Genomic DNA, 17,216 nt, shown 5'->3' on the forward strand with positions numbered 1-17,216 from the left:
GCGTCCGCCCGCCGCCGGGCCCGGTCGCCCGTCCCGGCCCGGTCAGGGCCCGCTCAGAACGGGCACGAGCTCTCGTACTTCTCGACGTCCGAGAGCCACCCCGTCGACGGTCCGGGGCAGAGGAACGGCGTGTACCGCGTGTCGTCGTCCACGAACCGCTTGAGCCAGGAGATCGAGTACTTCGCGATCGTGGTGTTGGAGGTGTTGGGTGCGAAGTGGCTGGCCCCGTCGAGCTCGAGGTACGCCTTGGGCAGGTCCTGCTCGAAGGACTCGTAGAACGGCTCGGCGTGCGTCTCGTGGCGGGCGACGGAGTCGTTCTCCGCCGCGAAGATCAGCGTCGGGGTGCTGACCGACGACCAGTCCTTCTGCGGGTGCCACGGCGTCATGGGGATGGCGGCCTTGATGTCGGGGTTGTCGTCCACGGCGCGCAGGGTCCCGCCGCCACCCATCGAGTGGCCCATCAGCGCGAGCCGGTCGGCGTCGATGCGGTCCGCCACCGGGCTCGAGCCGGTGAGGTAGTCGAGAGCCGACTGGAGCTGGCGGGCCCGGGAGTCGGGCTGGTCGTAGATCGAGTTCGTGGCCATCGTCAGGACCACGAAGCCCTGGGACGCGAGGCGGGGGCCGAGCCACGCGACGGTGCTCTCCGTGCCGGTGTACCCGGGCGAGATCACCACCGCTCCGAAGTCGCCGTCGCTGGTCGTGGTCGGGTAGTAGATCGTCCCACCACCGAACCCGGAGACCCAGCGGGAGACGGAGCGCTCGGAGACCGCGTAGCTGCCGCGGAGCGCCTCGATGCTGGACTCGGTCGGGTCCGGGCCGCGCTCGTGGGGGTTGTCCGCGCCGTGCGCGGCCGGGCCGGCCGCGATGCCGACGCCCACGGCGACGGCGAGCGAGGCCAGGACGGCGGTGACCCGCTGCCGGGTCTTCGAGGTGCTGATGGAGTGCTGCATCGTTCGTCCTCTCTGACGGGGCTCCTCGACGGAGCCGTGTTGCTGCCCGGCCAGCGTGCGGGGCGCACGGGCACGGCGGCATCGGCAGGATCGCCGGTCCGTCACCGTCGGGACCGGGCCGAGACACCGTCTCAGGCCGTGGCGGCGGCCGGTACCGTGTCCTCACGACACGGGGTGCGCCCACCGGGAGCTGAGATCACACCCGTCGAACCTGATGCAGTCCGCACTGACGAAGGGATGTCGCCCATGCCGTCGACCCTGCCCGCCGCCGCCCGCCCACCGTGGCGACCCCGTCCCGTCCCGCGCGTGCTGTCCGTCGCGGGCTCGGACCCGTCCGGCGGTGCCGGGGTCCAGGCGGACCTGAAGGCGGTGGCGGCGGCCGGAGGCTACGGGATGGCCGCGGTCACGGCGCTGACCGCGCAGAGCACCCGCGGGGTCAGCGCGGTGCACGTGCCACCGCCGTCGTTCCTCGCCCAGCAGCTCGACACGCTCCGTGCCGACGTCGCGATGGACGGGGTCAAGATCGGGATGCTCGCGTCGGCCGAGGTGGCGGAGGTGGTCGCCCGGTGGCTGGACAGCAGCGGACCGGCGGGTCGTCCGCCCGTGGTCGTCGACCCCGTCATGGTCGCCACCTCGGGCGACCGCCTGCTGGAGCCCGCCGCCGAGGACGCGGTGCGCGGGCTGCTCGACCGTGCGGACGTCGTCACGCCCAACGTGCCGGAGCTCGCCGTCCTCCTGGGCGACGCCGACGCGCCGTCGTGGGACGGTGTGCTCGACCAGGCGCTCCGGCTGGCCGACCGGCACGACGTGCTCGTGGTGGCCAAGGGGGGCCACCTCGCGGGCGACGAGGTCCCGGACGCACTCGTCGGGCCGCGCGGCGTCGTGGCAGAGCTTCCGGGGCCGCGCGTGCGGGTCTCGAGCACGCACGGCACGGGGTGCTCGCTGTCCAGCGGGCTGGTCACCCGGTACGCCCGGCACGGCAGCTGGGAGCGGGCGCTGCGAGAGACCAAGTCCTGGCTGGCGGGGGCCATCACCGCGGGTCCCGCCCTCGAGGTCGGCGGCGGTCGCGGACCGGTCGACCACTTCTGGGCCTTGCGCGAGGCGCTCGTCGAGGGGTGACGGCCGGCGGTGCCCGGTCGGCCGTCAGTCGAACAGGTCGCCGAGGTCGCCGATCTCGTCCAGGATGCCGCCGAGCACCATGCCGCCCAGGACGGCGCCGAACGCCCCCGAGCCCGCGCGTCCGGCCGGTGCGGGCCGTCGGCCGTCCCACGGCTGGTGGTGGCCGGCGTGCGAGACGTCGCGTCGGGCGAGCTCGGCGGCCTCCGCGGCCAAGGCTGCGGCCCGGCGGGCCTGGTCGACGGCGGACTCGGCGTGGGTGGCGTTCCGTGCCGCGGTGAGCTCACGCTCCGCCTCGGCGAGCCGGGTGCGCGCGTCGGGACCCACCGGCGCGCGGTAGTCGTCCACGAGGGCCCGGGCCGCAGCCACCTGGCGGGCCGCGTCGTCGAGGGCGGGGCCGCGCTGCGCCGACGCTCGCCGGGACCGCTCGTCCTGCTCGATCCGGTCTCGCACGGCGTCGTCCAGGGCGGTGTTGGCCTGGCGCAGCCGGGTCAGGGCGGCGACGGGGTCGGTGGGATCCCCGGGCCCCGGCAGCGTCCGCAGGGCCTCCTCGAGGGCGTCGGCCGCGAGGTCGACGGCCCCCCGACGCCGGGTCGCCGGCATGGCGCGCGCCTGGGCGAGCTCGGTGCGCGACTCGGCGACGAGCGCCCCGAGAGCGGCTTCGGCCTGCAGCGCCTCGGCCTCGAAGCCGTCGACGGCGGCGAGCAGCCCCTCGGCGCGCAGCACGGACTCCTCGGCGGCCCGCGTTCCGGCCACGGCCTCTGCGACCTGTTGCGAGGCGAGCCGGCGGCGGGCGGTGGCCGCGCTGCGGGCGGCGAAGTCCAGCAGCCGGCCCGCCTGCGCCGGGTTGTCCGCCACGGGCGCGAGCGCGTGGTCCGTGTAGTCGGTGCGCAGCCGCTCGACGTCGGCGCGGGCCGGCCCGACGGCCTCTCGCACGGCCGCGACGCGCGCCTCGACCCGGTCGATCGCCTCCGGCGTCGAGCGGGCGGCGCGACGCCGGTCCGCCAGCCCGGCGTCGAGGTCGTCGAGCGCCGCTCCGGCGGTGCGGCACAGCTCGACGATGCGACCCGACCACTCGCGGCGCTCCACGTCGGTGTCGGGTACGTGGTCGTGCAGGAGCTGGTTGAGGTGGAACGCCTCGCGCAGGTGCTCGCGTGCTCGCCGCAGCGCCGGGCCGGCCTCGGCGGTGGCCGGCTCGCCGAGCTCCGCCACGGCGAAGGACAGCTCGTCCTCGGCCAGCCGGGCGCGCTCGTCGGTCCGGACCAGCGCCGACCCGGCCGCCGTGGCGAGCCGGTCGAGCTCGGTCCGGTCCGCCTCGCGCCGCCGCTCCCGCCGGCGTCGCCCGCGGAGCACGAGCGCCAGCCCCGCCACGACCACCAGCACCACGCCCGTCACCACACCGACCAGCTGCACGCCATCCATGCCGGGCATCGTACGGGCTGGGGTGGCCACGGGCTCCGACGGTTCTGCGGGACAGCGGCACCGATGGTCCGACAGCTTCAAGAGCTCAGCTCAGCCTGCGCGCGACGACCTCGAAGGTGTGCCAGTGCTTCGTCCCACCGAACGCGGGGCCGTCGTGCTCCCGCTCGTCGACGACGAGCACGTCCAGGCCGTCGAGCAGCCGGTCGACCTCCGCCCAGGGGTGGAAGGTCAGCACGTCCGCCATGGCCGGGTCCGTCGCCCAGCCGTCGCGCTCGCCGAAGAGCGTGACCCCGAGCCAGCCGCCCGGTGCGAGCGCGGCGCGGACGCCGTCCCAGACGTGCGCGAACTGCGACGGCGGCACGAAGGGCAGGGCGTAGGACGCGTGGACCAGGTGGGCGCCCGGGAGCGGGAACACCTCCTGGACGGCGGCGACCCGGACCTGCAGGCCCGCCCGGAGCGCCGGGGGGACCTGACGCGGCACCAGGTCCGCCGTCGCCGGCGCCGGGTCCACGGCGAGCACCCGCCATCCCGCGCGCACGAGCGCCGCGGCCTCCACCCCGCTGCCGGCGCCGAGGTCGACGGCCTGCCGGCCCGCACCCTCCCCGGCGCGCGCGAGCAGGTCGCGGCACAGCTGCCGCGGCGCGCGCCCCACCTGGTCGGCGTTGTACAGGTCCCAGTGCGCGAGGTCGAATCGGGTCACCCGCAGATCATGCCCCGGGCAAGCATGTCGGTGCTCGGTGGGAGAATGGCGGCGATGCCACCCGTCCCGCCAGAACCTCCCGCGCCCGCGGGTTCCCAGCTCGGCACGATCGCCTCGGTGCTGCGGCTGCTGCCCGCCGTCCGTCCGGCGCTGCCGCGCCTCGTCGCCGGGCTCCTCGCCTCCCTCGGCGCGAGCCTCGCCGCGCTCGCCATCCCGCGCGTGCTCCAGCGCCTCGTGGAGGGCCCGCTCGCGCAGGGCGTCGCCGCCCACGACTACGCGGCGCTCCTCTGGCCGACGCTGGCCGTCCTCGGCCTCGGCGTGACCGAGGCGGGGCTCATCCTGCTGCGCCGCAACCTCGTGATGTACCCCGGCACCCGGGTCGAGGCCGCGTTGCGCACGCAGCTGTTCCGCCACCTGCAGCAGCTCCCCGCGGCGTTCCACGACCGGTGGTCCGGCGGCCAGCTACTGAGCCGCTCGATGGGGGACCTGGGCCTGCTGCGACGGTGGCTCGTCTTCGGGCTGCTGCAGCTCGTGGTCAGCACGGTGACGATCGCCGTGGGTGTCGCGCTCCTCCTGGCCACCGCGGGCTGGCTGGGCCTGGTCTACCTCGCCGGCGCGATCCCGGTGACGATCATCGCCTTCCGCTTCTCGCGGCGCTATCGCGTGATCGCCCGGCTCTCGCAGGACCAGTCCGGCGACCTCGCCAACACCGTCGAGGAGTCGGTGCACGGCATCCGCGTGCTCAAGGCCTTCGGCCGCGGTGAGGACGCGCTCGAGTCGTTCTCGGGGCAGGCCGAGGAGCTGCGTCGCACGGAGATCCGCAAGGCCGGCAACCAGGCGACCGTCACCACCGCGCTGCAGCTCATCCCCGAGCTGACGCTCGCCGTGTGCCTGGTGCTCGGGGTGTGGCAGGCGGCCGAGGGGCAGCTCAGCGTGGGGGCGCTCGTCGCGTTCTTCCTCACCGCAGCCGTCGTCAACGGACCCGTCGTCGACCTCGGCATGACGCTGTCCATGACGCTCAACGCCCGCACCGCCGTGGACCGCTACTTCGAGGTCATGGACACCCCCAACCCGTTGACCGACCCCGTCGACCCCGTCGAGCTGGGCGAGGGCCGCGGACACGTCGTCCTGCGCGACGTGGGCTTCCGGTACGACGACGCCCAGGAACCCGTGCTCGCCGGCGTCGACCTCGAGCTGCCCGCCGGCACCACGACGGCGCTGGTCGGCCTGACCGGGTCCGGCAAGTCCACCCTCGCGATGCTGGTCCCGCGCCTCGCCGACGTCACCACGGGCGCCGTGGAGATCGACGGGCACGACGTGCGCCACCTGCGCCGCCACGACGTACGCCGGGCCGTCGCCGTCGCCTTCGAGGACCCCACCCTGTTCTCGGCGTCGGTACGGGACAACGTGCTCCTCGGCGTCGACGACGACCTGCCCCCCGAGGCGCGCGAGGAGCGGCTGCACGAGGCCGTGGAGGTCGCCCAGGCCGGGTTCGTCCACGACCTGCCGCACGGCGTCGACACGCGCATCGGCGAAGAGGGCCTCTCCTTGTCCGGCGGCCAGCGCCAGCGTCTCGCCCTCGCCCGGGCCGTCGCCGCGCGGCCCCGGGTGCTCGTCCTGGACGACCCGCTCTCCGCTCTGGACGTGACCACCGAGGAGGCCGTCACGGCCCGGCTGCGCCAGGTGCTCGAACGCACCACCAGCCTGATCGTCGCCCACCGGCCGTCCACGGTGGCGCTCGCGGACCGGGTGGCCGTCCTCGCCGAGGGGCGCATCCGGGCGGTGGGCACGCACCGAGAGCTCCTCGCCGCCGACGACCACTACCGCTACGTCATCGCCTCCCTCGAGGCGGACTGGCAGAGCAGCGAGCACGACCACGAGGCGGAGGCGACCCGATGACCGCGACGTCCAGCACGCCACCGGCCCGCCGGGACCCTCGCGACGTCCACGCCGACGACGCGGCGCTCCTCGACCGGACGACGTCGCGCGCGGTGCGACGCCGTTCGTTGCGGCTCCTCGGCGAGCTGCTGCGCCCGCGGTGGCGCCCGCTCGCCTGGGCCGGGTTGCTGATCGTGGTCGGGACGCTGGGCCAGGTGGCCGGGCCGCTCCTGGTCCAGGCGGCGATCGACACCGCGCTGCCGGCGCTCCGGGACGGCGACCCCGCTCGCCTCGCGGCGATCGGCGGCGCCTACGTCGCGGCCGCGGTGCTGGGTGGGATCTGCGCCGGTGCCTACGTCCGGGCCGCGGCCCGTGTCGCCCAGAGCGTGCTGCTCGAGCTGCGTCGTCGGGTGTTCCGGCACACCCAGCGTCTCTCGCTCGAGTTCCACGAGTCGTACACCTCGGGACGCGTCATCAGCCGCCAGACCTCGGACCTGGAGGCGCTCCGCGAGCTCTTCGACGGGGGGCTGACGGGCGTCGTGTCCTCCCTCATGCTCATGGTGTTCACCGGGGCGGCGCTCTTCGTCGTGGACTGGCGGTCGGGCCTGGTGCTGACGGCCGCCCTCGTCCCCGCCTGGTTGCTGACCCGCTGGTTCCAGCGACGTTCGCAGCGCCACTACCGCGAGCAGCGCAGCGCCTCGGCACGGCTCATCGTGAAGTTCGTCGAGACGATGACGGGGATGCGGGCGGTGCAGGCGTTCCGGCGTGAGCCCACCACCCAGGCCGAGTACGCCCGCCTCGGCGAGGAGTACCGCGACGCGAACCTGCGCATCTTCGGCGTCAACGGCCGCTACCAACCGGGACTCGTGCTGATCGGCAACGTCACGGTGGCGGCGGCGCTCGCCTACGGCGGGTGGCGCGTCTTCGAGGGACAGCTCGAGCTCGGTGCGTTGGTCGCCGTGCTGCTGTACGTCAAGCGTTTCTTCCAGCCCATCCAGCAGCTCGGCATGTTCTACAACGCCCTCCAGTCCGCCGTGGCCGCGCTGGAGAAGGTGTCCGGGCTGCTCGCCGAGGAACCGACCGTCGCCGAGCCGCAGCGTCCGACGCCGCTGCGCAAGGCCCGCGGCGAGGTGCGGCTCGCGGACGTCACCTTCCGGTACGGCGCGGGGCCGGTGGTGCTGCCCGGGCTGGACCTGACGATCCCCGCCGGGCAGACCGTCGCGCTCGTGGGCTCCACGGGGGCGGGGAAATCGACGCTGGCCAAGCTCGTCACGCGGTTCTACGACGCGAGCGACGGACGGGTGCTGCTGGACGGCGTGGACGTGCGAGACCTGTCCACGCCCGACCTGCGGCGGGCGGTGGTGATGGTGACGCAGGAGGCGTACCTCTTCAGCGGCACGGTGCGGGAGAACATCGCGCTGGGCCGCCCGGACGCCACCGACGAACAGGTCGAGGCGGCCGCCCGCGCGGTCGGTGTGCACGACGTGGTCACCAGCCTGCCCGACGGCTACGACACCGAGGTGAACAAGCGGGGCGGTCGGGTGTCCGCGGGGCAGCGCCAGCTCCTCAGCTTCGCCCGTGCCTTCCTCGCGGACCCCGCCGTGCTGGTGCTCGACGAGGCGACGAGCTCGCTCGACGTCCCGGGGGAGCGGTGGGTCCAGCGCGGTCTGCAGACGCTGCTCGCGGACCGGACGGCCATCATCATCGCCCACCGGCTCTCGACGGTCGCCATCGCGGACCGCGTGCTCGTCATGGAGGGCGGGCGCGTCGTCGAGGACGGGACACCGCAGGACCTCGTGGCGCAGCGGGGCCGGTTCGCCGCCCTCGACGCGGCATGGCAGGAGTCGCTCGTCTGACCCTCTCGGCGCCAGACCGACCGGACGGTATGCTGTGTGTCCGTCCAGAGAAGGGGTGCGACACCGTGGTCGACGTCCGAGAGAGACCGAGCGGCACCCGAGGCCGCGTCATCACGTACCCGGTCGCGCTGCGCGCTGCCAGACGGCGGTTCGCGGCGTCCGGGGGACTGGCGATGGATCAGCTCACCGAGGACCTGTGGGTCAGCAGGGCGACGCTGTACCGGGTCGTCGGCAGCCGGGACCGCCTCCTCGGTGACGTGCTGTGGCAGCTCGCGGCACGGACCCTGGACCGCGCACGCCAGGAGGCGGACGACGCGGCCAGGACGGGCGTCGGTCGTCTGCTGGCGATCGCCCAGCGGTTCGACGACGAGGTCAGGCTCGACGAGCCGCTGCAGAAGTACCTCGCCGTCGATCCCGTCGACGCCACCCGGGTCCTGTTCGGCGCCACGGCACGGGTGCACGTGCGCAACGTCGAGGCGTGGGCGGCGCTCATCCGCCGCGAGCAGGAGTCCGGCGCGCTGGGCCCCTTGCAGTTCTCGGTGGCCGAGACCGCCTTCGCCTTCGTCCGCATCGGCGAGTCGGTCCTGTTCGGCTCGATGCTCGCCGGGATCGAGCCCGACAGGCGCCTCGGCGAGCACCTGCGCCGGACGGTCCTGCCGATGGGCTAGGGCCCGCCGCGGCCGGCTGCCGGCGGGTGGTCCCTCAGGGATGGCCGGCCGCGACGAGCCTCTCCACCAGCGCGGCGGCCGGGGGAGTGGGGGCCCCCACGGTGAGGGCCAGCACCGACCGCCGGGCGCCCGGCAGCGGCACGGTCGCCACCTGGGGGTTCCGGTGCGCCCGCAGCGCGAGACCGGGGAGCAGGCTCACGCCGGCGCCGGCGGCGACGAGCGCCTGCACGGCGACGTAGTCGTCGGTCTCGAAGGCGAGCCGCGGGGCGAAGCCGGCCGCCGCGCACCGCGCGAGGAGGTCGGCGCGGCACCGTTCGCAGCCCGCGATCCACGCGTCGTCCTCGTGCGCGCGCAACAGGGGGGTCCCCGAGTCGCCGGAGCCCGCGGCGGGCCCCCGGCCGTCGCTCGCCGTCACGAGGTGCACCGTGTCGTCGAGCACGCGCGTGGTCTGGAAGCGCGAGAGGTCGTCGACGGCCCGGGCATGACGCACGTCCGCGTGCTCGAACACGAGGGCGACGTCGACCTCACCGGACCGGAGGGCCGCGACGGCCTCCGGGGGCTCCGCCTCGACCAGGCTGACGCCGATGCCGGGATGGTCGCTCCGCAGCCGGGTGACGGCCTCCGGCACGATGGTCGCGAGGGCGGACGGGAAGGCGGCGAGCCTCGCCCGGCCGGCACGCAGGCCGGCGAGGGCGTCGAGCTCCCGCTGCGCCCCCTCGACGCGGGCGATGATCTCGCCCGCACGGTCGGCGAGGAGACGCCCGGCCTCCGTGAGGCGTACGCCGCGGCCCGCGCGCTGCAGCAACGGGATCCCCGCCTCGGTCTCGAGCCGCGCGAGATGGTGGCTCACGGACGGCTGGGCGTAGTGCAGCTCGCGGGCGGCGGCCGTCACCGAGCCGGTCCGGGCCACGGCGGCCAGCACGCGCAGCCGGGTGAGATCGAGCTGCGCGGCGGGGGGCGGGACGTCGGTCATCGCACCAGGATACGAACCACTCATCGACGACGGCGATGGTTCAGGTCACAAGATGGCATTGGACCGATGGATGTGGTGCGGCCGATGCTGGGCGTATGCCTCTCGACCCGCCGACCGTCGCCGATGTCCTGACCGCGCAGCGCCGCATCGACGGGCTCGTCGTGCGCACGCCCGCGTCGACCTACGCCGAGCTCGACCGGCTGGTCGACGACGCCGGAGCCTCCGGGGCGCACGTCGTCGTCAAGCACGAGAACCTCCAGCGCACCGGTGCGTTCAAGGTGCGCGGCGCGCTCAACCTGCTGCTGCGGATGTCCGACGACGCCCGTCGGCGCGGGATCGTCGGCTACTCGACGGGCAACCACGCGCAGGCGCTCGCCGACGCCGCACGGCACGTGGGCGCACCGTGCACGATCGTCATGCCGACCGCACCGAACCCCGTCAAGGAACGCGCCGTGCGCGCTCTCGGAGCGGACGTCGTGCTGCACGGGGAGCGGCTGGAGGACGCCTGTGCGCACGCCGAGCGGCTTGCCGAGGACCGTGGTGCACGCCTGGTGAGCGCCGCCGACGAGCCGGACCTCGTCGCCGGGGTGGCGACGGCGACCCTCGAGCTGCTGCAGCAGCGACCAGACCTCGACGTGGTCGTCGTGCCGGTCGGCGGTGGCTCCGGGGCGGCCGCCGCGTGCCTCGTGGCCGCAGCGGTGGCTCCCCGTGTCCGGGTCGTCGGTGTGCAGGCCGCGGCCTCCCCGGCCGCGCACGACTCCTGGCGCGCCGGCGAGCTCCTCGTCCGCCCCAACCGCACGCGGGCGGAAGGGCTCGCCGTCGGGCGGGGCTTCGCCCTCACCCAGGGGCTGCTCCGTACCCACCTGAGCGACTTCCTCCTGGTGGACGACGACGCGATCGCCCGTGCGCAGCGCGTCTACCTCACGGCGGCCCGCACCGTGTCCGAGGGGGCCGGGGCCGCCGCCCTGGCGGCCGTGCTGACGCATGCCGAGCGCTTCGCCGGTGTGCGCACCGGGGTCGTGTGCTCCGGCGGCAACGCCAGCGAGGCGGAGCTGCGCCGAGCCCTGGCGAGCGCCTGACCAGCGGGACGGCGCCGCCTCGGCGTAGCCTGTCGAGATGGCTCGCCTCGTGGACATCCACCCCGTCGACCCGCAGCCGCGTCTGGTGAGCCAGGTCGTGGCGGCCTGGCAGGAGGGTGCGCTCGTCGCCTACCCGACGGACTCCGGCTACGCCCTCGGCTGCCGGATCGGGCAGCACGACGGCACCGAGCGCATCCGGCAGATCCGGCGCCTGGACGCCAAGCACCACTTCACGCTGGTGTGCTGCGACTTCGCCCAGCTCGGTCAGCTCGTGCGGCTCGACAACTCGGCCTTCCGCGCCATCAAGGCGGCGACGCCCGGCCCCTACACGTTCATCCTGCCGGCCACGTCGGAGGTCCCCCGGAGGCTCGCCCACCCGAAGAAGAAGACCGTGGGCGTGCGCATCCCGGACTCGCGCGTGGTCCGCGCGCTGCTCGGCGAGCTGGGCGAGCCGCTCCTCAGCTCGACGCTCATCCTGCCGGGGGACGCCGAGCCCCTGACCGAGGCGTGGCAGGTCGCCGAGACGCTGGACCGGTCGGTGGAGCTGGTCGTGGACTCCGGCGACGTCGTGGCGGAGCCGACCACCGTCGTCGACTGGTCGGCCGGCTATCCGGAGGTCGTCCGCGTCGGAGCCGGGGACCCTGCACCGTTCGAGTAGCGACGGGACGGAGCCGCGGGTCGCAACGCCCGCGTCGCGGACCGTCCACCGGCCGGACACCGGGCCAGGCTAGGGTGCTCGTCATGAGCGATCGTGGACTCGAGCTGGCCCGGGACAAGATGGAGAGCGCGGGGGTCGCACCGGCCGCCGTCGACGTCTTCAGCCGCTTCTACCGGCTGCTGGAGGGCGGCCAGAGCGGCTACGTGCGGGAGGACGACGTCGAGCCCCTGACGGGCCTGACCCGGCACGCCGATCTGGAGGTGGATGCGGCGGACGCGTCCGCCGCCCTGGCGAGGACGGCCATCATCAAGCTCAACGGGGGTCTCGGCACCTCGATGGGCATGGACCGGGCGAAGTCGCTGCTCGAGGTGCGACGCTCGGCCGAGGGCGAGTCGCTGAGCTTCCTCGACGTGATCGTCGGGCAGGTCCGGGCGGCGCGCCGGACGACCGGTGCCCGGCTGCCGCTGGTGCTCATGAACTCGTTCCGTACGCAGGAGGACACGCTCGCCGCCCTGTCGGGGTACGGCGACCTCGCCGTGGAAGGTCTGCCGCTCGACTTCCTGCAGAACCGGGAGCCGAAGCTGCGGGCGGACACCCTGGAGCCGGTCGAGTGGCCGGCCGACCCGTCGATGGAGTGGTGCCCGCCGGGGCACGGCGACCTGTACCCCGCGCTGCACGCGAACGGTGTGGTGCGGGCGCTCCTCGACGCCGGCTTCCGCTACGCCTGCGTCTCCAACTCCGACAACCTCGGTGCCGCACCCGACGGCGAGATCGCGGCCTGGTTCGCCGGCACCGGCGCCCCGTACGCCGCCGAGATGTGTCTCAAGACGCCTGCGGACGTCAAGGGCGGCCAGCTCGTGGTGCGCCGGTCCGACGGCCGGATCATCCAGCGCGAGACGGCGCAGACGCACCCGGACGACATGGACGTCTCGCTCGACCCCGAGCGCCACCGCTACTTCCACACCAACAACTTGTGGTTCGACCTGGAGGTCCTGGCCGCCGAGCTCGACCGCACGGGCGGCGTCCTCGAGCTGCCGCTGATCCGCAACGCCAAGACGGTCGACCCGTCGGACGCGACGTCGCCCGAGGTCGTCCAGATCGAGTCGGCCATGGGCGCGGCGGTCGCCGTGTTCGAGGGCGCCACCGCGATCGAGGTCGGCCGGGAGAGGTTCCTCCCCGTCAAGACCACCAACGACCTGCTGCTGCTCCGCTCGGACGTCTACGAGCTCACCGACGACTACCGGCTCGTCGCCCAGGTCGAGGCGCCCCTGGTGCAGCTGTCGAAGACCTACAAGACCATCGGCGCCTTCGACGCGCGGTTCCCGGCCGGGCCGCCGTCCCTGCGCGAGGCGAGCGGGCTCTCGGTCGCCGGCGACTGGTCCTTCGGTGCGGGGGTGCGCGCCACGGGCGACGCGGCGCTGCCCGAGCCCGACGGGGGAGCGGGGACCGTCCCGGACGGAGCCACGCTCACCGCCGGCGGCATCGCCTGACCGTCACGTCGGGACGTCGACGATCCGCTCGTCGCCCACGACGGGGCTGAGCCGCCCCGCCGTGGCCGCCGCGACGTCGTCGGCCAACCGTGAGACCTTCTCGGGCGGCACGAGCACCGTGAGGCGTGCCTGATCGGCATACGCGGTGTCGCCGACGGCGGCGTCGTGCGTCCCCGCCCACTCGCGGAGCAGATGCTCGAGCCGGCCGGCCTCGGCGTGCGGGGCGTCGAGCGTGACCTCGACGAGGGTGCGGCGGCCGACGATCAGTCGGCGGCGCTCGGCAGCGTCGAGCGCCGCCGTCACGGCGCCGGAGTAGGCACGGACAAGACCGCCTGCGCCGAGCAGCACGCCGCCGAAGTAGCGCGTCACGACGGCGACGACGTCGGTCACCTGCCGGTGTCTGAGCACCTCCAGCATCGGGACACCGGCCGTGCCCGTCGGCTCGCCGTCGTCGGAGGAGCGTCGACCGTCCGCGCGGGCGCCGAGCACCACCGCGACGCAGTGGTGCCGCGCGTCCCAGTGCTGCTTGCGCCGGCGGGTGACGACGTCGTCGGCCGCGGCGCCGTCGGTGACCGGCGCCACGTGCGCGAGGAACCGCGACCGCTTGACCACGAGCTCGTGGTCCACGGGCGCGGAGAGCGTGCGGGGCAGGGACATCCGTCGATCCTACGAGGGGTGACACGCCGACGAGCCTGTTCTTGAAATAGTGTGCCAAGCGACATGATTCTCCCATGACGCACCCTGAGGGAGCCCCGCGCTCCAACGACGGCAACGACGATCACCAGGTCCAGCCGCAGGCCGTCCGCTACCCCCGGCCCACCGTGTCGCTCGACGAGGCCGAGTGGGTCTGGCGCCAGCTCTCCGTGGAGGCGCTGCGACCGGACGGCAAGCCCGAGATCGTCCGCCTCGCGGTGATCGCCGGGCTGACCCGCGCGACCGGTGCGCGGTACGGAGACCTGCTGCGGGTGCGGGCCGAGGACCTGGACCTCGGCCCCGACGACGGAGCCGGGCGAGGTCGCGTCGGTGGTGTGCGCGCTCCGGGGGAGGGGAGGGTGCTCGTGCGCCACGGGAAGCACCGCACGCTCCGCCGGCACCGCGTGCCGGGCGAGGTCGTGGTGGTGCTGCGGCACTGGATGGTGGTGCGCACCGAGCTCGCGGCCGAGCTGGAGGGCTCCGTGCCGCGCGCGCTGCTCCTGACGGTGCACCACACGCACGACAACGGCACGACCGTCTCCAGCGGGTTGCCGATCACCCGGCAGGGGCTGGTGCTGTCGTGGAGGCGGTTCGTGCACCGGACGAACGCCCGCTACGGGGCGACGCGCCCGCCGCTGCCGACGAGGTTTGAGCAGGTGCGCAGGGCCTGGACGGACGCCGGGATGCCCGATCCGGGCACCTCGGTACACGAAGCAAAATAGTGTGCCAAGCGCCGAAACTACGCGCACCCACCCGAAGCCGCCGGTACAACAAACGCCTCGAAAGCGGGGGCGGTCCGAGCTCAGCCGGTCGTGATGCCGAGCAGCGGCCGGGTGGGGGTGTGGGAGGCGAGCTCCACGAACCCCAGTCGGTCGTAGAACGCCCGGGCGCGCGTGTTCGCCGGGTCGTACCCGAGGTGAACGCCCGGGACGCCCCGAGCAGCGAGGGCGGCCCGCAGCGTGTCCACGAGCCGGCGGCCGAGACCCTGACCCTGCGCCTCGGGGACCAGGTCGATGTGCAGGTGTGCCGGGTGGGTCTCGAGCTCGCCGCCCTGCAGGCCGCGCACCATCCGCTGCGGATCGCGACCGTCCTTCAGCAGCGCGTCCTCGGAGTAGGAGGGGTCGGCCGCGGTCGCCGGGCCGGCCACGGGGTGCCGCGCGACGAAGCCCGGCGTCCACTCCCGTTCCCACCATGTCGCGAACTCGGCCGTGTCCGCCACGGCGATGACGTAGCCCACGAGCCGTCCGTCGTCGACTGCCAGCGGCCCGCTCGGGTCGGCGTCCTGCTGCACGACGACGAAGGCCAGGTCGGGGGCGTGGTCGACGTACGGCAGGGCGTACACCTCGGGCATGAGCAGGTCGTCGGAGTAGACGCCCCGGGCGTCGCTGCCCCCCGCGGCGGTCCGGACGCACACCTCGGCGACGGCGTGACGGTCGGACGTGCGGTAGGGGCGGATCATGGTCTCAGTCATCGGGTCATCGTGGCAGCACGCGCCATGCCAGGGCCAGCAACGCCCCGCCGCCGACGAGCGCGAGGCCGGCGACCGTGGCTCCGGACGCCGCCCAGGCCGCACCGCCGACGGCCACCGCCAGCCCCAGCAGCACCAGGTCGCGGCTCCCCGTGCGGCGCAGGGCCGTGACCTCCACCCGCGTGCGCCATCCGACCTGCCCCGCCCACCAGCCCAGGCGCACGGCCACGTACGCCGCGGGAGCGAGCCAGAGCGCGGCGGGGTCGAACGGAGCGGCGGTGGAACCGAGGAGCAGCAGCGCCGTGAGGACCACGGCGGTGTGCGCGGGGACCGTGCCCGGGCGCACGAGCGCCCAGAGCGCCATGCCGGCGACGGCCGCCACCTCGAGCTCCGCCACGAGGGTGGTGCGGGCAGCGCCCGCCCATACCAGTCCCGCCACGGCACAGACCGCGGCGAGCCGCAGCACGCTGCCGGGGACGACCGGGCCGTGCCCGACGCGCACGACCGGAAGCGGTCGTTCACGACGGCGTCGCACCCAGTCGTGCACCTCGGCGCGCAGGCTCATCGTCGGCCGTCCGTCACGTGCCGTCGCGAGGCCCAGCGGGACGCGTCGGCCGGTCGGGGGCGCCGGAGCTGGGGCGGTGTGTGAGGCACGCCCCCGAGGATCCCACGGCCGAGCAGCCGTGTCAGCCACGTCGTCGCTCGACGCGCGCGCCTGGCCTGCGACCGGGAAGCGCCTGTCCGCCGCCACCTGGTCACCGACGTCGCGACCCGACGCCGGCGTGCGAGCAGCCCGGGGCGGCGGGACGCTCGTGGCGGTCCCGCACGGAGCACACCGTGCCGTCCGCCGAACCGGGAGGTAGCCCATGACCACGACCGACGCCCGTCCCGCCACCCGTACCCTCGAGCGGCTCGATCCGGCGACCGGCCGGCCGGGCCGCGCCGTCGTGTGCGCCGACGCCGACCAGGTCGCCGCGGCCGTGCGCACCGCCCGCTCGGCCTTCGCCGGCTGGCGTGCGACGTCGCCCGCCGAGCGTGCCGGGCTCCTGCGCGAGGCGGCGACCGCCGTCCGTGCTGAGGCGGACGAGCTCGGCGACCTGCTGTGCTCGACCACCGGCCGCCTCCGTGGTGAGGCGCGCGAGTCCGCCGTGGTCGCCGCGGACCTGCTGGACGAGGCGGCGGTCGCGGGGCTCGGCCGCGCGGGCCGCGTGCTGGCAGGAGCCCCCGCCGCGATGGACGTGGTGCGCCGTGAGCCGCGCGGCATCGTCGCCGTCGTCACACCGTGGAACGACCCGTACCCGGCCGCCGCCGGACTGATCGCCGCGGCGCTCGTCACCGGCAACACCGTGGTCCACAAGCCGTCCGAGCGCAGCGACGCGCCCGGCGTCCGGCTCGCCGGGCTCGTGGCCCAGGCGCTTCCCGCCGGCGTGCTCGAGGTGGTCAGCGGCGACGCCGCGACCGGGGAGGCGCTCGTGGCGCACGACGACGTCGCGCTGGTCGCGCACGTCGGCTCCTCGGCCGCTGGCCGGCGCATCGCTGCGGCGGTCGGGCAGCGCGGAGCGCGGGCGCTGCTGGAGAACGGCGGCAAGGACCCGCTGGTCGTGGACGCCGGCGTCGACCCGGCGCGCGCCGCCGAGCAGATCGCGACCGGGGCCTTCGCCAACGCGGGCCAGCTGTGCACCGCCGTCGAGCGGGTGTACGTGGTCGAGGAGGTCGCGGACGCCGTCGTGGCCGAGCTCGCCCGCCGTGCCGAGGAGCTCGTCGTCGGCGACCCCGCCGACCCGGCGACGACCACGGGACCCCTCGTCGACGCCGACCAGCTCGCCGTCGTCGCGGCGCACGTGTCCGGCGCCGTCGAGGCGGGCGCCCAGGTGGTCACCGGCGGCCACCGGCTGGACCGTCCCGGCTCGTTCTACGCCCCGACGGTGCTCGACCGATGCCCGGACGACGTGTCGCTGCTGCGCGAGGAGACGTTCGGCCCCGTCGCCCCGGTGGTCCGGGTCGCCGACTTCGACGAGGCCCTGCGCCGTGCCTCCGCCTCGGCGTACGGGCTGGCGGCGACCGTGCTGACGCCACTGCTCGACCACGCCCTGCACGCGGCCGACGTCCTGGAGGTGGGGACCGTCAAGGTCAACGCCGTCTTCGGCGGCGCGCCGGGCGGTTCGGCCGACCCGCGGCGGGCGAGCGGCGGAGGAGCCGGGTTCGGGCCCGACCTCCTCGAAGAGATGACCGTGCGCAAGGCGGTGCACCTCGAAGGGCTGTGAC

16 protein-coding genes and 1 riboswitch are annotated in these 17,216 nt (G+C 74.9%); of the genes, 9 read left to right on the forward strand and 7 right to left on the reverse strand.

What is annotated here, in order from left to right; all coding sequences use genetic code 11:
- Window positions 1-53: 53 nt before the first annotated feature.
- Window positions 54-950, reverse strand: coding sequence for a dienelactone hydrolase family protein (locus MWU57_RS00005; RefSeq protein ID WP_246906517.1), 897 nt, complete (start codon window positions 948-950; stop codon window positions 54-56).
- Window positions 951-1,110: 160 nt separating this feature from the next.
- Window positions 1,111-1,205: riboswitch (TPP riboswitch) on the forward strand.
- Between MWU57_RS00005 and thiD the strand changes: the two genes are divergently transcribed.
- Window positions 1,197-2,069 carry a bifunctional hydroxymethylpyrimidine kinase/phosphomethylpyrimidine kinase gene (gene thiD, locus MWU57_RS00010; protein ID WP_246906519.1) on the forward strand — a complete coding sequence of 291 codons (873 nt, stop codon included), beginning with the start codon at window positions 1,197-1,199 and terminating at the stop codon, window positions 2,067-2,069. (Overlaps the previous riboswitch by 9 nt.)
- A 24-nt stretch (window positions 2,070-2,093) precedes the next feature.
- On the opposite strand, the gene MWU57_RS00015 is transcribed toward thiD, so the two are convergent.
- Both MWU57_RS00015 and MWU57_RS00020 read right to left on the reverse strand, forming a co-directional pair.
- Window positions 2,094-3,488, reverse strand: a complete 1,395-nt coding sequence (locus MWU57_RS00015) for a hypothetical protein (protein WP_246906521.1) — start codon at window positions 3,486-3,488, stop codon at window positions 2,094-2,096.
- Window positions 3,489-3,573: 85 nt separating this feature from the next.
- Window positions 3,574-4,188, reverse strand: coding sequence for a methyltransferase domain-containing protein (locus tag MWU57_RS00020; RefSeq protein WP_246906522.1), 615 nt, complete (start codon window positions 4,186-4,188; stop codon window positions 3,574-3,576).
- 45 nt (window positions 4,189-4,233) lie between these two features.
- Here MWU57_RS00020 and MWU57_RS00025 point away from each other — a divergent pair, with 45 nt between their 5' ends.
- The 3 genes from MWU57_RS00025 (at window position 4,234) to MWU57_RS00035 (ending at window position 8,590) form a co-directional block, all read left to right on the forward strand.
- On the forward strand, window positions 4,234-6,087 hold the full coding sequence (locus MWU57_RS00025; protein ID WP_374108506.1) for an ABC transporter ATP-binding protein: 1,854 nt from the start codon (window positions 4,234-4,236) through the stop codon (window positions 6,085-6,087).
- A complete protein-coding gene (locus tag MWU57_RS00030; RefSeq protein WP_246906526.1) occupies window positions 6,084-7,922 on the forward strand; it encodes an ABC transporter ATP-binding protein in 1,839 nt (612 codons plus the stop codon). The genes MWU57_RS00025 and MWU57_RS00030 overlap by 4 nt, the downstream gene beginning before the upstream one ends.
- A gap of 173 nt (window positions 7,923-8,095) precedes the next feature.
- Window positions 8,096-8,590, forward strand: a complete 495-nt coding sequence (locus MWU57_RS00035) for a QsdR family transcriptional regulator (protein WP_125206579.1) — start codon at window positions 8,096-8,098, stop codon at window positions 8,588-8,590.
- Window positions 8,591-8,624: 34 nt separating this feature from the next.
- On the opposite strand, the gene MWU57_RS00040 is transcribed toward MWU57_RS00035, so the two are convergent.
- A complete protein-coding gene (locus tag MWU57_RS00040) occupies window positions 8,625-9,563 on the reverse strand; it encodes a LysR family transcriptional regulator (RefSeq protein ID WP_106269287.1) in 939 nt (312 codons plus the stop codon).
- A gap of 95 nt (window positions 9,564-9,658) precedes the next feature.
- Here MWU57_RS00040 and MWU57_RS00045 point away from each other — a divergent pair, with 95 nt between their 5' ends.
- From MWU57_RS00045 to MWU57_RS00055, 3 genes are all read left to right on the forward strand, one after another.
- Window positions 9,659-10,642 carry a threonine/serine dehydratase gene (locus MWU57_RS00045; RefSeq protein WP_246906529.1) on the forward strand — a complete coding sequence of 328 codons (984 nt, stop codon included), beginning with the start codon at window positions 9,659-9,661 and terminating at the stop codon, window positions 10,640-10,642.
- A 37-nt stretch (window positions 10,643-10,679) separates the two neighbouring features.
- Window positions 10,680-11,300 (forward strand): L-threonylcarbamoyladenylate synthase, encoded by a 621-nt coding sequence (locus tag MWU57_RS00050; RefSeq protein ID WP_246906532.1) that lies wholly within the window; start codon window positions 10,680-10,682, stop codon window positions 11,298-11,300.
- 83 nt (window positions 11,301-11,383) lie between these two features.
- Window positions 11,384-12,790 carry a UTP--glucose-1-phosphate uridylyltransferase gene (locus MWU57_RS00055; RefSeq protein WP_246906535.1) on the forward strand — a complete coding sequence of 469 codons (1,407 nt, stop codon included), beginning with the start codon at window positions 11,384-11,386 and terminating at the stop codon, window positions 12,788-12,790.
- A gap of 3 nt (window positions 12,791-12,793) precedes the next feature.
- On the opposite strand, the gene MWU57_RS00060 is transcribed toward MWU57_RS00055, so the two are convergent.
- Entirely contained in the window at window positions 12,794-13,447 is a 654-nt protein-coding gene (locus MWU57_RS00060) for a YigZ family protein (protein WP_246906538.1), read from the reverse strand.
- A gap of 74 nt (window positions 13,448-13,521) precedes the next feature.
- On the opposite strand from MWU57_RS00060, the gene MWU57_RS00065 reads away from it, so the two are divergent.
- Entirely contained in the window at window positions 13,522-14,205 is a 684-nt protein-coding gene (locus MWU57_RS00065; protein WP_246906540.1) for a hypothetical protein, read from the forward strand.
- An 80-nt stretch (window positions 14,206-14,285) separates the two neighbouring features.
- Here the strand turns inward: MWU57_RS00065 and MWU57_RS00070 are convergent, their stop codons facing one another.
- Window positions 14,286-14,954 (reverse strand): N-acetyltransferase, encoded by a 669-nt coding sequence (locus MWU57_RS00070; protein WP_246906543.1) that lies wholly within the window; start codon window positions 14,952-14,954, stop codon window positions 14,286-14,288.
- Window positions 14,955-14,958: 4 nt separating this feature from the next.
- Window positions 14,959-15,516, reverse strand: coding sequence for a hypothetical protein (locus tag MWU57_RS00075; RefSeq protein ID WP_106269283.1), 558 nt, complete (start codon window positions 15,514-15,516; stop codon window positions 14,959-14,961).
- A 301-nt stretch (window positions 15,517-15,817) separates the two neighbouring features.
- On the opposite strand from MWU57_RS00075, the gene MWU57_RS00080 reads away from it, so the two are divergent.
- Entirely contained in the window at window positions 15,818-17,215 is a 1,398-nt protein-coding gene (locus MWU57_RS00080; RefSeq protein WP_246906546.1) for an aldehyde dehydrogenase, read from the forward strand.
- Window position 17,216: the final 1 nt, after the last annotated feature.

Source organism: Isoptericola sp. S6320L (genome assembly GCF_023015685.1).
Classification (GTDB): Bacteria; Actinomycetota; Actinomycetes; order Actinomycetales; family Cellulomonadaceae; genus Isoptericola; species Isoptericola halotolerans_A.

What these genes read in the sequence shown, in the direction of transcription:
- MWU57_RS00005 (WP_246906517.1), bottom strand. Translation starts at nt 950, where the DNA reads ATGCAGCACTCCATCAGCACCTCGAAGACCCGGCAGCGGGTCACCGCC.
- thiD (WP_246906519.1), top strand. Translation starts at nt 1,197, where the DNA reads ATGCCGTCGACCCTGCCCGCCGCCGCCCGCCCACCGTGGCGACCCCGT.
- MWU57_RS00015 (WP_246906521.1), bottom strand. Translation starts at nt 3,488, where the DNA reads ATGGATGGCGTGCAGCTGGTCGGTGTGGTGACGGGCGTGGTGCTGGTG.
- MWU57_RS00025 (WP_374108506.1), top strand. Translation starts at nt 4,234, where the DNA reads ATGGCGGCGATGCCACCCGTCCCGCCAGAACCTCCCGCGCCCGCGGGT.
- MWU57_RS00030 (WP_246906526.1), top strand. Translation starts at nt 6,084, where the DNA reads ATGACCGCGACGTCCAGCACGCCACCGGCCCGCCGGGACCCTCGCGAC.
- MWU57_RS00035 (WP_125206579.1), top strand. Translation starts at nt 8,096, where the DNA reads ATGGATCAGCTCACCGAGGACCTGTGGGTCAGCAGGGCGACGCTGTAC.
- MWU57_RS00040 (WP_106269287.1), bottom strand. Translation starts at nt 9,563, where the DNA reads ATGACCGACGTCCCGCCCCCCGCCGCGCAGCTCGATCTCACCCGGCTG.
- MWU57_RS00045 (WP_246906529.1), top strand. Translation starts at nt 9,659, where the DNA reads ATGCCTCTCGACCCGCCGACCGTCGCCGATGTCCTGACCGCGCAGCGC.
- MWU57_RS00050 (WP_246906532.1), top strand. Translation starts at nt 10,680, where the DNA reads ATGGCTCGCCTCGTGGACATCCACCCCGTCGACCCGCAGCCGCGTCTG.
- MWU57_RS00055 (WP_246906535.1), top strand. Translation starts at nt 11,384, where the DNA reads ATGAGCGATCGTGGACTCGAGCTGGCCCGGGACAAGATGGAGAGCGCG.
- MWU57_RS00060 (WP_246906538.1), bottom strand. Translation starts at nt 13,447, where the DNA reads ATGTCCCTGCCCCGCACGCTCTCCGCGCCCGTGGACCACGAGCTCGTG.
- MWU57_RS00065 (WP_246906540.1), top strand. Translation starts at nt 13,522, where the DNA reads ATGACGCACCCTGAGGGAGCCCCGCGCTCCAACGACGGCAACGACGAT.
- MWU57_RS00070 (WP_246906543.1), bottom strand. Translation starts at nt 14,954, where the DNA reads ATGACTGAGACCATGATCCGCCCCTACCGCACGTCCGACCGTCACGCC.
- MWU57_RS00075 (WP_106269283.1), bottom strand. Translation starts at nt 15,516, where the DNA reads ATGAGCCTGCGCGCCGAGGTGCACGACTGGGTGCGACGCCGTCGTGAA.
- MWU57_RS00080 (WP_246906546.1), top strand. Translation starts at nt 15,818, where the DNA reads ATGACCACGACCGACGCCCGTCCCGCCACCCGTACCCTCGAGCGGCTC.